Here is a 15405-nt window from a genome sequence, read left to right as displayed (position 1 = left end):
ACACGGAGCCTTTGCTTTGATTGGCTTCATGTTGCGGCAATTTGAAATTGCGCGCCTAGTAGGGATTCGTCCTTACAACGCTTTGGCATTTTCAGCCCCGATTGCGGTATTCGTCAGCGTCTTTTTGATGTATCCCTTGGGACAATCTTCTTGGTTCTTTGCACCCAGCTTTGGTGTAGCAGCCATTTTCCGCTTCTTGTTATTCCTACAAGGTTTCCATAACTGGACACTCAACCCCTTCCACATGATGGGTGTAGCAGGAGTATTGGGTGGTGCGCTATTGTGTGCCATTCATGGAGCGACAGTAGAAAACACCCTATTTGAAGATGGCGAAGGTTCTAACACCTTCCGCGCCTTCAATCCCACCCAAGCCGAAGAAACCTACTCAATGGTGACAGCAAACCGTTTCTGGTCACAGATTTTCGGGATTGCTTTCTCCAACAAGCGTTGGTTGCACTTCTTTATGCTGTTTGTACCCGTCACTGGTTTGTGGATGGCATCAATCGGGATTGTTGGTTTAGCACTCAACCTGCGGGCGTATGACTTCGTGTCACAAGAATTGCGCGCGGCAGAAGACCCAGAGTTTGAAACCTTCTATACCAAAAACATTTTGCTGAATGAGGGTATCCGCGCTTGGATGGCTCCTCAAGATCAGCCTCACGAACAATTTATATTCCCTGAGGAGGTTCTACCTCGTGGTAACGCTCTCTAATAGATCTACAGCCTTAGGCGGTGGCCGTGACCAAGAATCCAGTGGTTTTGCCTGGTGGTCTGGTAACGCTCGTCTGATTAACTTATCTGGCAAACTACTTGGTGCCCACGTTGCCCATTCTGGTTTGATTGTATTCTGGGCTGGAGCGATGACTTTATTTGAAGTCGCTCACTTTATCCCTGAAAAGCCCATGTATGAGCAGGGCTTAATCTTACTACCTCACCTCGCAACCTTGGGTTGGGGTGTTGGTTCTGGTGGTGAAGTAATTGACACCTTCCCTTACTTTGTCGTTGGTGTACTCCACCTGATTTCTTCAGCCGTATTGGGTTTTGGTGGTATTTATCATGCCGTTCGTGGCCCAGAAACCTTAGAAGAGTACTCCTCTTTCTTTGGTTATGACTGGAAAGATAAGAACAAGATGACTAACATCATCGGGTTCCACCTAATCATTTTGGGATGTGGAGCGCTGCTGTTGGTACTGAAGGCAATGTTCTTTGGTGGTGTTTACGACACATGGGCACCTGGTGGTGGTGATGTTCGCGTTATTACCAATCCAACACTGAATCCAGCAGTTATCTTTGGTTATTTAATTAAGTCTCCCTTTGGTGGCGACGGCTGGATTATCAGCGTCAATAACATGGAAGATGTCATCGGTGGACACATTTGGATCGCCTTAATTTGTATTGCTGGCGGTATTTGGCACATCTTCACCAAGCCTTTTGCTTGGTCACGTCGTGCATCCATCTGGTCTGGTGAGGCTTACCTTTCCTATAGCTTGGGTGCTTTGTCCCTAATGGGCTTCATCGCTTCCTGCATGGTTTGGTTCAACAATACCGTTTACCCCAGCGAATTTTACGGTCCTACTGCTGCCGAAGCTTCTCAAGCTCAAGCTTTGACCTTCTTGATTCGTGACCAACGTTTGGGTGCTAACGTCGGTTCCGCCCAAGGCCCTACAGGTCTGGGTAAATATTTGATGCGCTCTCCCACTGGTGAAATCATCTTCGGTGGTGAAACCATGCGCTTTTGGGATTTCCGTGGCCCTTGGTTAGAGCCTCTACGTGGTCCTAACGGTCTTGACTTAGAAAAAGTTAAGAATGACATTCAGCCTTGGCAAGCTCGTCGTGCCGCTGAATACATGACCCATGCTCCTCTGGGTTCTTTGAACTCTGTGGGTGGTGTGGCTACTGAAATCAACTCTTTCAACTACGTATCTCCTCGTGCTTGGTTGGCTACCTCTCACTTTGTGTTAGGTTTCTTCTTCTTAATCGGTCACTTGTGGCACGCTGGTCGCGCCCGCGCCGCCGCCGGTGGTTTTGAGAAAGGAATCAACCGTGAGACTGAGCCAGTCTTGTTCATGAATGACCTCGACTAGGTTGCAAAATTATTTTCATCACTGACAATCGAATGCTTTAGTGGCTCTTGTGTAAAAGCAAGAGCTTTTTCTTATGTATTAGATAGTAAATGCTATTTGTCTATGGTCAATCAAAACAGTTGTTATTCCACTCCAAGGTGATTTCTAAATTAGCTGTGGAAGTACCTTTGACTAGCAAAGGTGTAAGTTTACCCGATTCAATACCTATTTCTATACCAAATTTGACGCTGGCTTTATCTGGTTTTGCATTCTGCAAGACTTGGGCAATTTCTTTCGTTAGGGATTCAATAACAGCAGTTATTTCGTTAAAATACCGTGATTGAACGGTTATTTTACGTTCATCAATTGGGGTAACTTCAACTTTGATGCTTGTACCATCAGTAAGTTCTACGGAAATAATTCTGCTTTGGATTTCCATATTGTTTTGATTGATTGCTCCGTTTAAATATCATTTAATTACTGGTAATTAATACGACTGACTATCTAAAGATAATCCCCTCTTCCTGAGACGCATCAGCAGATCTATATACGAAGCTGAGCAAGGTAAGTAGGGGACTAGAAAAGATGGTGATAATTGCTTATCTAAGCATCTCCCACATTCATGGCTGCTAAGATGGCCTTTTGGCTAACCTCTTTGTAAAGAGTATCCAAGTACTTCATTACTACATCGCTCGCAGTTAAATTTACTACACTTTCTTGTGCTTTGCCTAGGGGAATCGCTCCCAATGTATCTAGCACTGTTTCACTACTCGATGGTACAATTACCACTAAAGAAGACTCTAACGGCTCATGATATTGCCAGAAAGACTGAATGTTTGTGGAATACTGGGGGTTGGGTCTGGACTGGGGAACATGAGAGGTTTCCTTTGTCGGAATTTCAGCCTTAGCGCCTCGCAGTTGGCGTAAGTCTTTGATAATTTGCTCTTTAGTTCGACCACGCAATTGAAAAAGTACAAATGGGTCTTCGCTGAATCTATCGCCTAATTGATAGTAAACTGCACCAATATGCTTACAGGGGTTTGCTTTATCAGGACACGAGCATTTACCATGAACATCCGATAGGGTAAAAGGAAATAACGAAAGACCATTGGTTGTGAATACTTCTTCAATGTTTTGTGGCATTTCTCCTGCTAAAAGCTTGGCGGCAAAAATTGCTTTTTGGGACATGGTTTCAATGACATAGCCCCATTCTTCATCACTAAAAGCATCAAGTGATAAAGAAAGTTTATAAGGTTCTACTTCGCTACCTTGCACCTTAGCTAAGACTTTTGCACCTTTAAACTCAATGCTTAAAACATTGCCTTGACGGGCATAATTTCTAGCACGTTCTAAACGCTTTTTAAAGCGATAGGAATCAAGTAACTCTAGCCAACGCTGTGACCACCATTCGCGGCTTGCTTGTAAAGTGTCATTAGTCATAATCAATATCAAAGTTCAACATTAAAACAGGGGATGGGTTTCAATTTGTCCTAAGCCTTTGGCAAATTGTCGGCAGAAGCTATCGAGGGAAGATAGGGCAAGGGCTTTTTGCCGCACCTCCTCAGTTTAAAGCCAAGTAGTTTTGGCAGAAACAAACAGTTAGGCATCAAACAGTGCTTGCTTACGTCGGAATGCAAAAGTTGTTGTCCAGAACTCGAAAGTTCATGGTCAGAACTCGAAAGTTCATGTTCTAAACGCGACAGTTCATGTTCTAAGCGCGACAGTTCATGGTCAGAACTCGACAGTTCATGTTCAGAACTCGAAAGTTCATATTCTAAACGCGACAGTTCATGTTCAGAACTCGACAGTTCATGTTCTAAACGCGAAAGTTTATGTTCAGAACTCGACAGTTCATATTTTAAACGCGAAAGCTTATGTTCTAAACACCACAGTTCCTGTTCAGAATGCGATAATTCATGTTCGGAACAAAGACGCGGTGAACCACCGTTTTTACAATAATCAGTTCTTCGTAGAGACGGTGATTTATCGCGTCTCTTGCCATAATATAAATATGAAATTATCCTTCATCCTCTTCAATTACAGCACTACGATCAAGTATTAGTAAGTTACGGAGTTGGTCTGTATCCATTTCAGTTAACCACTCTTCACCTGCACTAACTACTTGTTCAGCTAATTGCTTTTTACTTTCGATCATGTCATGAATTTTTTCTTCTAATGTGCCTGTACAGACAAATTTATGTACTTGTACGTTGCGAGTTTGACCAATGCGAAATACTCGGTCTGTGGCTTGATTTTCTACAGCAGGATTCCACCATCTATCAAAGTGAAAAACATGATTTGCTCTAGTTAAGTTGAGTCCCACTCCACCTGCTTTCAAAGAGAGAATCATAATTGGTGGCCCTTGGGGATCGTTTTGGAAACGGTCAATCATTTCCTCACGTTGTTTTTTACTGGTGCTGCCATATAAAAACAATATTTCTCGCCCTAACTGTTTTTCTAAATGAGGTTTAAGTAATTTACCCCATTCAGCAAATTGAGTAAATATTAAAGCGCGATCGCCTTCTGCTAAAGCTACATCTAACATCTCTTCTAGCCGTTGCAATTTGGCTGAATGATGTTGTTCTAATGTAGTTACTTTTAAATATTGGGCTGGATGATTGCAAATTTGTTTGAGTTTGACTAATAAAGCTAAAATCATCCCTCGCCGCTGTAGTCCTTCAGCAGATTCAATTTCTACTAAAGATGCCTCTACTGCTTGTTGATAGAGGGTAGCTTGTTCGGCAGTGAGACCACAAAATACATTCATTTCTTGCTTTTCTGGCAAATCTTGAATAATATCGCGATCAGTTTTCAGTCGGCGCAGAATAAAAGGTTGAACTAATGAACGCAATTGATTTAAAGAAGCCATATCACCATATTTTTCAATTGGCATGGCAAAGCGCCGCTGGAAAAATTGTCGATTGCCTAAATAACCAGGGTTGAGAAAATCTAAAATAGACCAAAGTTCTTGCAATCTATTTTCTACTGGTGTCCCTGTCAAGGCAATGCGAAATGTTGTTTCTAATTGGCGCACCGCTTGTGACTGCTTCGCCTCTGGATTTTTCACATTTTGAGCTTCATCTAAAACGATCGCCTGCCAAGAAAGGCTCTGTAATAATTTAATATCCCGATAAACTAGTGAGTAACTAGTAATAACTAAGTCTTGATTTTTGATTGCTTCTGTAAAAGCCTTACCTTTAGGGCGCTTATCGCCGTGATATTGCAAAACCTTTAAACTAGGAGCAAACTTTTTAACTTCCCGTTCCCAGTTACCTAAAACAGAAGTTGGACAAACCAAAAGAGTTGGTTTTTCTAATGCATCCTGTTCTTTAAGGTGTAGGAGAAAGGCAATAAACTGAATTGTCTTACCAAGTCCCATGTCGTCTGCGAGACAAGCACCCAAACCCCAACGTTCCAGAAAAGCCAGCCAAGCAGCACCTCGTTCTTGGTAAGGACGCAACTGTCCTTGGAAACTGGCTGGTGTGGGTAAAGGTGCGATCGCTTGATTATTTGCTAAAGCCCCAATCAACTCTTGTAATGCCCCTGATGCTTCAAAGCTTACCACTGGTAATTTTTCAATTGCTTGGGTATCCCCAGTACTGAGGCGCAAAGCGTCTTCTAAAGAAAGTGCCATTTGGTCTTTGCGAGAAGCAAAAAAGGCTTGGGCTGTCTTAATATCTTGGGGTCGTAACTCCACCCATTCGTTATTAATTTCTACTAGTGGGCTATTCAACGCCACCAGCCGATCAAACTCAGCCTTAGAAATAGTCTGTCCCCCAATTGCCAATTGCCACTGAAAATTTAGCAGACTCTGCAACCCTAGTCTTCCCTGCTTTTTCTTTTGTGTTTCGGCAGTAATTTTTAACCCCAAACGATTTGCCCATCCTTCGCGGTTCGTCAAGCTGGGAGGTAAAATCACCCCTAAACCACTATCTTCAAACCTCCAAGCAACAGACTTAATAAATTCATAAGCCTGTAATGGATTGAGATGACACAATTGGGGAGATGAAGTTTCTAAGCTGGGTGCAATTACTGGATACAATCTCGAAGCTAACCCCAAACCCCTTAAAAATGTTTCTTGGGGTTGGTCAATGGTGCGATTTTGTTCAACCAATTGTTCAACTGGGTTATTCCAAATTGTGGCTGCATCTACCAAAAAGTCTGCATCATCAGCCGCTTGGAGAAAATATGCCAATATCCAGTCTGTTTCCCCAGACTCTGGAGACCGCAATTGAAAACAGGTGCGAAACAGTTTTTTCCCTGTCAACTGATATTGCAGTGGCATTGTCCAAGCTTTGAGTGCGCTTTCCAGCCTTTCCACGCCTATCACGTCAGCATTGACTGCACCAGAAGATGTACTGGTTAAAGCCTGCAACCATTGTCTTACTCCCGTTGGTAAAGATGCCATTGCCTTAGCTTCAATTAGGGGTTGAGAACCCACCATCCCCTGCACTTGAGCATTTACCATACTGTTGAGAAATTCCAGCAACAATTCTTGAGGTTCTACCGGCAAATCTACTGCTAAGTATTTTTCTGCCAGTTCAACATTTTGTTGATATGTGCGGCAACCTAATGGCATCTTTGCAGAAAATTTTTCTAAGCGAGTTCCGTCTACAGCACTATCTAAGAGTACTTGCCATTTAGCGATCGCAGAACTATCAGATTGCCTCTGGATAGTAGGTAAAAACTTTGAGCGTGAAATTAAATCTAAACTCCAACGGGCAATCTGTGACCAAAAGCGTAAATCTCCACCTAAAAAGGCATCTTCTCCATTAGCAGCATTCAGGGGAATAGAAGTCAGAAATCTAATTGCTTCGCTAGGGTTGAGGCAAAAACCTTCAACTCGCCACGGTTGCAGATATTGAGGTGAGTCTATTTCAATTTCCAAGCTGGCAGAATGCACAGGGAACATAGATGCGTTGGCTGCTTTACTGTTGTCTAAAATATGGGTGGGTAAAGCAATTATTTGGAAATTGGTTGGCAAATTTATCTCTTTAGAACTTGTTCCTTTACGTGTTTTGCTGTTCGTTGCTAACGCAACTTGGGATTGCTGCATTAAGTTAGGAATTTTTACTTTTTGCGAATTACCCAAGGTGATGTCATGCGATCGTAACCACTCACTCAACTCCACAGATGTCATAGCCAATGGATGTAGTGGTATGTCTGTAGATTCATTTAACTCAAAATTTACCCGCGATGAACGCCAAGTTTCTCCCCAAACGAATAAACAACTATTTTGATTTTTGTGTAACCAATTCCCGTGTAAAATCGCCATTTTTTAAATACTCAAATTTTTGTCAATATTAGGTGCTGAATGCTTGTTTATATTGATTTTTATCAGCGGACTAATAATTATATTGAATCCTTACAGTGAATGTAGTATTTTTCGTAATTAACTTTTACAGGCTTAACTATTTAAAAATTTCTATTTTTATTAGATAAAAAAGTTTAGCAGTAGGAAAATATTATAAAAATGACTAAAAATTAAGAGGTGATAAGGGTATTAATACATGTTATGTATTTATCGAATGTAAAATTTATGCCCAAAAGCAACCTCTCTTAGACAGAATTTATGATTTACTACTTGAGTCAGGATGACTTTTTTGTCTAGGCATCCAAGACATTTACAAGCGAAAAGTGTTTTATTTATTTAAAACCAAACTTTTCCCCAATCGGTGTAGCTATACTTGCCGCGCTGGTTCTATTGTACAACTAGGTTTGCATGGTCAGCGCTGAGGACGATTGATAGCAAATATAATATCTTAACTTAGCTACGAGTGAGTGATGTACGATTTGGTCTTTGACACTAATATACCTTCAATTAGACTTTGGCAGTCGTGAGGATTTGGTATTGTTGGGTCTATTCTGAGTGTAACGATATGAGAAGGGGCAGGGACAAACTTTACCGCCCACACTTTGACAAAGCTTAGTGAACACTAGGGACTTTCGCGGAAGCGTCTCGTAGAGAAGTAGAAGTACGGCTTAAAACCTTGATTCGGCACTAATTCTTCTTCCTGTTCCCTATTTCCTCTTCGTTGGCGTAGCTTCTCGCAGAGAAGTTGCTTAGGTAATCAGGCAAATTGCAGTCAAATTTACTGCTGTGGATGTATTGTGCTTGGTATTAAACGACTTGTTGAGCTTTGTATGTAACAGAAGTCAGCCTTAGGGCATAAATGTTAGGATTGCCACAGAGAGAATAGCGAAAACAGAAGGAAAAAAAACTGAATGGCAGAAGTTGATAAGTCAATATCCTTCGATGGACGGGATATTCGACTGAAGGTAGGCCTACTAGCTCCCCAGGCTGGTGGATCAGTTTTAATAGAATCAGGGGACACAGCTGTTTTGGTGACAGCTACGCGATCAAAGGGTAGAGAAGGCATTGATTTTCTTCCCCTTACCGTAGATTACGAAGAAAGACTATATGCCGCGGGTAGGATTCCCGGAGGGATCATGCGGCGCGAAGGTCGTCCACCAGAAAAAACAATTCTCACTAGCCGTCTGATAGACCGTCCCCTACGTCCCTTATTCCCTTCATGGTTGCGGGACGACTTGCAAATTATCGCTTTAACATTGTCGATGGACGAGTTAGTTCCACCTGATGTTTTAGCAGTTACAGGCGCTTCAATTGCTACCCTAATTGCTCAAATTCCCTTTAATGGGCCAATGGCAGCGGTGCGAGTCGGTTTAGTGGGAGATGATTTCATTATTAACCCCACTTATGCAGAAATTGAAGCTGGAGACTTGGATCTGATAGTGGCAGGTTCACCACATGGCGTGATCATGGTGGAAGCGGGAGCAAATCAATTGCCAGAGCGAGATATTATCGAGGCGATTGATTTTGGCTACGAAGCAGTGCGAGATTTAATCAAAGCGCAGCAAGATCTAGTAGCAGAACTGGGTCTGACTATAGTGCAAGAAGCACCACCAGAGGTAGACCAGACGCTGGAAAATTATATCCGCGATCGCGCTAGCGATGAAATTAAGAAAATTCTGTCTCAATTTGAATTCACCAAAGCTGAACGAGATAATGCTTTGGATGAAGTCAAGGAAACAATTGCCACTGCGATCGCTGATCTACCAGAAGAAGACCCCATTAAAGTTGCTGCAACTGTAAACAGCAAGGCATTGGGGAACACTTTTAAAGATATTACGAAACACTTCATGCGCCGTCAAATCGTTGACGAGAATGTACGTGTTGATGGTCGCAAACTAGATGAAGTACGTCCTGTTTCTTGTCAAGTTGGGGTCTTACCTCAGCGAGTCCACGGCAGTGGTTTATTTAATAGAGGGCTAACCCAAGTATTATCTACTTGTACTCTTGGCACACCGGGAGATGCTCAAAACCTCAACGATGATCTGCAAGCAGACCAATCCAAACGCTACCTGCATCATTACAATTTCCCACCTTTCTCAGTCGGGGAAACCAAGCCATTACGTTCACCTGGAAGGCGTGAAATTGGTCATGGCGCTTTAGCAGAGCGATCGCTCTTACCTGTGCTGCCACCAAAAGAACAATTTCCTTACGTGATTCGTGTCGTATCGGAAGTTCTTTCCTCCAATGGTTCCACCTCAATGGGTTCAGTGTGTGGTTCCACATTATCTTTAATGGATGCTGGTGTACCACTTCTCAAACCCGTCAGCGGTGCAGCAATGGGTCTGATTAAAGAAGGGGAAGAAGTAAGAATTCTTACTGACATTCAAGGTATTGAAGACTTTTTGGGCGACATGGACTTCAAAGTTGCCGGCACAGATAGCGGCATTACCGCATTACAGATGGATATGAAAATCTCTGGTCTGTCCTTAGAAGTCATTGCTCAAGCAGTCCACCAAGCTAAATCAGCCCGATTGCATATTCTAGAAAAAATGCTTCAAACAATCGAGCAACCACGTACTGAAACCTCACCTTATGCTCCACGTCTACTGACAATCAAGATTGATCCAGACATGATCGGTCTAGTCATCGGCCCTGGTGGTAAAACAATTAAGGGCATCACTGAAGAAACAGGAGCCAAAATTGACATCGAAGATGATGGCACGGTGACAATTTCTGCTGTGGATGAGAGCAAAGCCAAAAAAGCGCGTAACATCGTGCAAGGCATGACTCGCAAGCTGCATGAAGGGGACGTTTACGTAGGTCGGATAACTCGAATTATACCAATTGGTGCATTTGTGGAATTTTTGCCTGGAAAAGAAGGCATGATTCACATTTCTCAATTAGCTGACTACCGTGTGGGCAAAGTTGAGGATGAAGTTGCAATTGGAGATGAAGTGATTATCAAAGTGCGCGAGATTGACAATAAGGGACGGATTAATCTCACACGCTTGGGTATACACCCAGATCAAGCAGCTGCGGCGCGAGAAGCTGCGGCAGTGAATCGGTAACTCGATTTAGGATTTTAGATTTGATCTAAAATCCGCGATGCCTCTGTTGTAGGCATCGCCGTATGCTTCTCTAAATTAACTATTAAAAATAAAGCCGCACGACTTCAGTCGTTAGGCTCTTAAATAAACTATCGCTACTCCAGCAAATAATTAACAACCGAACAAACACCCATAACACAGTAAAAAGCCCTTATTTTTCGGGTAGCCGCGAATTCAGTCGTTTGGTGCAAAAAGTTTTGTCCACAAATACTCATTTTGTCAGTTTGTCTATTTAAGCTATGTTTGGTAAATAAAAGAAGTAGGCTACATAGTTAGCTTTTATTCCACACTTGACATAAAGCATTGTGAGTGCCAAACGCCTGCCAGAAACCATCGCTCATGTCAGAATTATCCGCCAATCCTGGCAACAAGGCTTCCTTGAAGGCGAAGTCAGCGCGGGTGACTTTGAGTGGCATTTCCAGTGGCATTTCCGCCAGGGAGAACTGTCTGTCAAACCTTCTCAAGGTCGCGCCTTAATCAAAGAACCTCTTGGCCGCTTCTTAGAGCAACAAGATTACCAATTAGAACCTGGAGGAGACTATGCTTTTACTATTCGAGCAGAACTTTAAAAGTTATGAATTCATAACGTAACTCTTTATTCCTCACTCCTGATTGCTGATTCAGTGAGGCGATTTAAGTATCTTTCAATCAACAGGATGGCAACAATATCATCTATTGGTCGTGGCGGCTGCCGCATACCCTGTGGCAAGAGTTTTGTTAATCCCTTAGGAGGATACATTTGCCAATAGCGATCGCGTGCTTCTAAGGTGCTGTAGCGTTCATTGACTAAAATGATATTTAGCGGCTCTGCTAATTCTTGATAAAGTTGCTGTTTCCAGCGTTTAGCTGTGGTTTGGTCGCCCATTACTAACAAAGATATAGGAAACCTTTGGCGTAAGGTTTCAATGGTAGCGATCGCTTCTTTTGCAGGCACAACTTGATGATAATATAGCCGCCTATCTAATCCGATAACCGCTAAACCACACTTATCTTTACCTGGATCAAAACCCAAGATGACTGGTTGCGTAGGTGAAAATTCACTGAAAGTCATATTAAATGAGTTTTCTTTATCTTAATATTTGTTTAAGTACTCAAAATAACTTGACCATTGACAACTACCACTAATTTCACTCTCAAAGGCCCAGCTGTATAAGTGTCTTCTGCCGCGATCGCTTTAATATCTAATGATTGATCATACTGCTGCAATTGAGCAATAAAGCGCAGAAAAGTACCATCTATTTGAACATTTTCCACTATTCCAGCATTACGGGCACGAAATTGGGAGGCAGAAATTAGCAAATCCAGTCTTTGTCGCATCTGATAAGATGTCATAGTTTTGGGATCGGCAGTAGTAGAAGCCAGCACCTCGCCTTTGGAAAAGACTAATTGATTTCGCGCCGCATCAGCAAAAAATTCTATTTGTTTTTCTCCCCTGACGTAATTGCCAGCAGAGAAAATTCGCACTACGTATTCTCGACCATCATTAATCTGCTTGATTAGTTGCTCAATCCTCTCCTGAGTAATTCGCAATGTTTCTACATTTTCAGGCTTTGTACCAGGTTCAGTCAATTCAAGATTGGCATTGCGGTTAGCTTCTTGTAAAAGCTGCGTTATCACCTGACGAGCAACAGCAGCTTGGTTAACTTGAATGACTGCAGCAGCCAGAACTTGACCACGAACCAAGGCTAGTTTGCCCAAACGCAAGTCTCGATATGACTGGTAATATTTTTCGAGTCTAGCTACTTCTTGTTCTAAATAATCCTGTTGTCTTTCTAATTCTTTGAGGCGAGATTCACGTTTGGCAATCACTTGCTCTCGTGAAGCAATTTCTTGATTACGTTTTTGAATCAGTTGATCTAATTCAGTAATTTTTTGATCGCGTAATTCAATAGCTAATTGGCGATTGGCAAGTTCGCGATCGCGTTTTTCAATAGCTGTTTTAGCTTGATCAATCGCTTTTTTCGCTTCGGCGTATAGTCTTTGACGTTCTGTTTTAAGTTGTTCAACTGCTACTTGTAGCGCTTTTCTTTGATCGTAAACGCTTTGCAATTCTGTTATGGCTTGTTGGTATTGAGCTACCACTTTACCTAACTGACTTTGAGTACGTTGGAGCTGAGTTTGAGTTTGGGCTTGCTGGCTAATGGTACGGTTTAGTTGAGCTTGTGTTACCCGTTGTTTGGCATTTGCCGCTTGCAAAGATTTATTAATTACTTGCAAGTCTTGCTGTGCCTGTGTTTTCTCCTTTCTTGCCTGGTTTAGCTCACTTTCTACCTGGCTTCTTTGGGTTTCCGCAGTTTTAAGTTGTTCCCGCTTGTTCCTGAGGTCTTTTTGAATATCTTCTAACTCAAATACACCCTTCCGTAATCCTTCATCGGCAGCAAATAAAATCCCTAGAGTGGATGCCGAAATTAAACCACCAGTCAAAATAGTTATCAGTACAGCCGTGTTTTTAGGACGGAGGTTGAATAATGAGAGGCGCGCTTTGCCAACTCTAGTGCCAATGCGATCGCCAACGGTGGCAATCACGCCTCCCAAAATTAAAATTGCTGCTATAAGGATGTACCCGGTGGTCATCTTCAGCTACCGAAATGCTTCCAGATACAGCCTACTACTTTCAATCATTATCTGTGGAGGAGGTGGAGATTGGCAATAGCTGAAATTACTCAAGAATTTAGATTTTCTTCCAGCTATTAGTGTGGCATATTTTAAAAACACAACACACGCCAACTCCGATTCTCCCCATTGCTTTTAAGTGAACTGCCTACTTAAGGTAACAGGTTTATGCACAGTAATCTTCTTTTTGTGGATAGAAATCATCTTTTTCTCACGCAAATCTCCTAGTAACCTAGTGACAGTAACGCGAGTTGAACCAATTGCCTCAGCGATCGCCTGATGAGATAACTTCAAATCAATTGTGATTCCATCAGCACAAGGAACACCAAAATCACGGCAGAGAATTAATAGAAAACTTACTAGCCTTGATCCCATATCTCGGTGAGCTAAGGTTTCAATCATCATCTCTGTTTGTAAGATCCGCGAAGATAAACCCCGCAGCATTAACATTGATAATTCTGGATTTTCTTTAAGTGCTTGCTCTACTTGTTCAATTGGTGCCGATAGTAATTCCACAGGTGTAAATGCCACCGCATGGTAAAACCTATCTGACTTATTTCCTGTCAACAATGACAACACACCAAAAACACTATTTTCCCGCAGCAACGCTACCGTTATTTCTTCTCCTGCCTCGTACACCCTGGAAAGCTTAACAGCACCCTTCAAGAGGAAATAAACTCGTTCGGCAGGATCGCCAGGAAAAAAGATCGTTTTGTTGCGTTCAAACGTTTCCACAACCGGCGGAAACGCTCCGGTCGCCATCTGACGAAAAACATTTGCTAGGGCTTTATCTTGTGTCACGATCATCTCCCTTCCCCTACCCAATGCCGGAAAAACAAAAACTGATTACCTAAGAATACACCTGAAAAATCAATAAAGCACCGTCAACCTTTCTGTACGTTCCTATACTCAAAACCAAAACTTGATAGTTATTTGTTCATAATGATACATAATTTTTCATATTTTTAGCTAGTAGTTGTTATAAGTACTTCCACAGTTGTAGTCATCAGGTTTTTTGTCGAAAAATTCACGATATCTTGAGAATATCTTAAGGAATATCTAGGATTCTTTTTGCAGAAAACACACTTTCTAATAATTATTTTTGCAAATTCTATGCAAAACATAAACAAAATTACCTCATATTCAAGTTGAATTTAGAAATAGCATTTGGGAGATGAGCGAACAGAAGGAGATAAAGAAGCAATTTTTTCTCTCTCTCTTCCTTGCCTTTGCGCCCCTCAATTTTTTTGATGCCTGAATTATTATCTTTGATGGCAAGTCGGTATCAGATTCTAGTATGCTCCTAGTGATTGCTTGCATTGACAATTTCTATGCTTAATCTAACTGGAAAAAATGCCCTGGTTACGGGTATTGCTAATAACCGATCGATTGCTTGGGGTATTGCTCAGCAACTGCACAAAGCCGGAGCGAATCTGGGTATTACCTACCTGCCAGATGACAAAGGCAAAATGGAGAAAAAAGTTGCGGAATTGGTAGAACCTCTCAATCCCAGCTTATTTCTTCCTTGTAATGTCCAAAATGATGAACAGATTCAGTCTACCTTTGAAACTATCCAAGATAAATGGGGCAAGCTAGACATTCTTATCCACTGTCTTGCCTTTGCCAATAAAGACGATTTAAGTGGAGGTTTTAGCCAAACCTCTCGTTCCGGTTTCAACACTGCTTTAGAAATCAGCACTTACTCACTAGTACAGTTGAGTGGTGCAGCTAAACCTTTGATGACAGAGGGAGGTAGCATCATCACCTTGACCTATTTGGGTGGTGTGAGAGCAATTCCTAACTATAATGTCATGGGAGTCGCCAAAGCAGGATTGGAAGCAAGTGTGCGCTATTTAGCTGCTGAACTAGGGTTACAGAATATTCGGGTGAATGCGATTTCTGCTGGCCCGATTAGAACTTTGGCATCTTCAGCAGTAGGCGGCATTTTGGATATGATTCATCATGTCGAGGAAGTAGCACCTTTACGACGCACTGTAACTCAGCAAGAAGTAGGTAATACTGCTGCTTTCTTGGCAAGTGACTTAGCCAGTGGCATTACAGGACAAGTACTGTATGTAGATGCAGGATATGAAATCATGGGAATGTAATACGATTTGGGAATAGGGCATGGGGAATTGGGCATAGAAGCAGAAAAACCTATGCCCCATGCTTCGCTCAATTAAAAATTAAGAATTAAAAATTAAAAATTGAATTGACTCGATTTTATTTTTAATTCCTGTACCCCTCCGGGGAAGCAAGCTACGCGTAGCGTCTTTGCAAGAGAAGGGATACCCAATGCCCCATGCCC

Annotated in this window: 11 protein-coding genes; 5 read left to right on the top strand and 6 right to left on the bottom strand. The window is 42.2% G+C overall.

The genetic code is table 11. The features are described from left to right. The coding region (locus I8751_RS15770; RefSeq protein WP_214440095.1) for a photosynthetic reaction center family protein at positions 1 to 712 on the top strand (712 nt) is incomplete at its 5' end. Next, a complete protein-coding gene (gene psbC, locus I8751_RS15765; RefSeq protein WP_214440094.1) occupies positions 696 to 2084 on the top strand; it encodes a photosystem II reaction center protein CP43 in 1389 nt (462 codons plus the stop codon). The genes I8751_RS15770 and psbC, both read left to right, overlap by 17 nt. Before the next feature lie 106 nt (positions 2085 to 2190). On the opposite strand, the gene I8751_RS15760 is transcribed toward psbC, so the two are convergent. The 3 genes from I8751_RS15760 to I8751_RS15750 form a co-directional block, all read right to left on the bottom strand. Next, positions 2191 to 2502, bottom strand: coding sequence for a CU044_2847 family protein (locus I8751_RS15760; RefSeq protein ID WP_214440093.1), 312 nt, complete (start codon positions 2500 to 2502; stop codon positions 2191 to 2193). A gap of 164 nt (positions 2503 to 2666) precedes the next feature. After that, positions 2667 to 3503 carry an SWIM zinc finger family protein gene (locus I8751_RS15755; RefSeq protein ID WP_214440092.1) on the bottom strand — a complete coding sequence of 279 codons (837 nt, stop codon included), beginning with the start codon at positions 3501 to 3503 and terminating at the stop codon, positions 2667 to 2669. Positions 3504 to 4080: 577 nt separating this feature from the next. Then, positions 4081 to 7338, bottom strand: coding sequence for a DEAD/DEAH box helicase (locus tag I8751_RS15750; RefSeq protein ID WP_214440091.1), 3258 nt, complete (start codon positions 7336 to 7338; stop codon positions 4081 to 4083). A gap of 950 nt (positions 7339 to 8288) precedes the next feature. Between I8751_RS15750 and I8751_RS15745 the strand changes: the two genes are divergently transcribed. Beyond that, positions 8289 to 10445 (top strand): polyribonucleotide nucleotidyltransferase, encoded by a 2157-nt coding sequence (locus tag I8751_RS15745; RefSeq protein WP_214440090.1) that lies wholly within the window; start codon positions 8289 to 8291, stop codon positions 10443 to 10445. 344 nt (positions 10446 to 10789) lie between these two features. Beyond that, the gene (locus tag I8751_RS15740; RefSeq protein ID WP_214440089.1) at positions 10790 to 11053 is read left to right on the top strand and encodes a DUF3146 family protein; all 264 of its coding nucleotides are present in this window, start codon (positions 10790 to 10792) and stop codon (positions 11051 to 11053) included. Positions 11054 to 11079: 26 nt separating this feature from the next. Here I8751_RS15740 and I8751_RS15735 read toward each other — a convergent pair whose 3' ends face one another. The 3 genes from I8751_RS15735 to ntcA all read right to left on the bottom strand — a co-directional run bounded on the left by I8751_RS15735 (position 11080) and on the right by ntcA (position 13904). Beyond that, positions 11080 to 11535: a pre-16S rRNA-processing nuclease YqgF gene (locus I8751_RS15735; RefSeq protein WP_214440088.1), complete on the bottom strand. Its 456-nt coding sequence runs from the start codon at positions 11533 to 11535 to the stop codon at positions 11080 to 11082. Between the two features lie 32 nt (positions 11536 to 11567). Next, positions 11568 to 13058, bottom strand: coding sequence for a DUF3084 domain-containing protein (locus I8751_RS15730; protein ID WP_214440087.1), 1491 nt, complete (start codon positions 13056 to 13058; stop codon positions 11568 to 11570). A gap of 174 nt (positions 13059 to 13232) precedes the next feature. After that, complete coding sequence (gene ntcA / locus I8751_RS15725; protein WP_010998529.1) at positions 13233 to 13904, bottom strand: global nitrogen regulator NtcA; 672 nt, start codon at positions 13902 to 13904, stop codon at positions 13233 to 13235. Between the two features lie 524 nt (positions 13905 to 14428). Here ntcA and fabI point away from each other — a divergent pair. Continuing rightward, the gene (gene fabI, locus I8751_RS15720) at positions 14429 to 15205 is read left to right on the top strand and encodes an enoyl-ACP reductase FabI (RefSeq protein WP_214440086.1); all 777 of its coding nucleotides are present in this window, start codon (positions 14429 to 14431) and stop codon (positions 15203 to 15205) included. The last annotated feature ends 200 nt before the right edge of the window (positions 15206 to 15405 follow it).

It is taken from the genome of Atlanticothrix silvestris CENA357 (genome assembly GCF_016056295.1).
Taxonomy (GTDB): domain Bacteria; phylum Cyanobacteriota; class Cyanobacteriia; order Cyanobacteriales; family Nostocaceae; genus Atlanticothrix; species Atlanticothrix silvestris.
Note: the sequence above shows the minus strand (reverse complement) of the source record. Positions and strands in the feature narration are given on the sequence as shown.

What these genes read in the sequence shown, in the direction of transcription:
- I8751_RS15735 (WP_214440088.1), bottom strand. Translation starts at nt 11,535, where the DNA reads ATGACTTTCAGTGAATTTTCACCTACGCAACCAGTCATCTTGGGTTTT.
- I8751_RS15760 (WP_214440093.1), bottom strand. Translation starts at nt 2,502, where the DNA reads ATGGAAATCCAAAGCAGAATTATTTCCGTAGAACTTACTGATGGTACA.
- I8751_RS15750 (WP_214440091.1), bottom strand. Translation starts at nt 7,338, where the DNA reads ATGGCGATTTTACACGGGAATTGGTTACACAAAAATCAAAATAGTTGT.
- I8751_RS15730 (WP_214440087.1), bottom strand. Translation starts at nt 13,058, where the DNA reads ATGACCACCGGGTACATCCTTATAGCAGCAATTTTAATTTTGGGAGGC.
- I8751_RS15755 (WP_214440092.1), bottom strand. Translation starts at nt 3,503, where the DNA reads ATGACTAATGACACTTTACAAGCAAGCCGCGAATGGTGGTCACAGCGT.
- I8751_RS15745 (WP_214440090.1), top strand. Translation starts at nt 8,289, where the DNA reads ATGGCAGAAGTTGATAAGTCAATATCCTTCGATGGACGGGATATTCGA.
- ntcA (WP_010998529.1), bottom strand. Translation starts at nt 13,904, where the DNA reads ATGATCGTGACACAAGATAAAGCCCTAGCAAATGTTTTTCGTCAGATG.
- fabI (WP_214440086.1), top strand. Translation starts at nt 14,429, where the DNA reads ATGCTTAATCTAACTGGAAAAAATGCCCTGGTTACGGGTATTGCTAAT.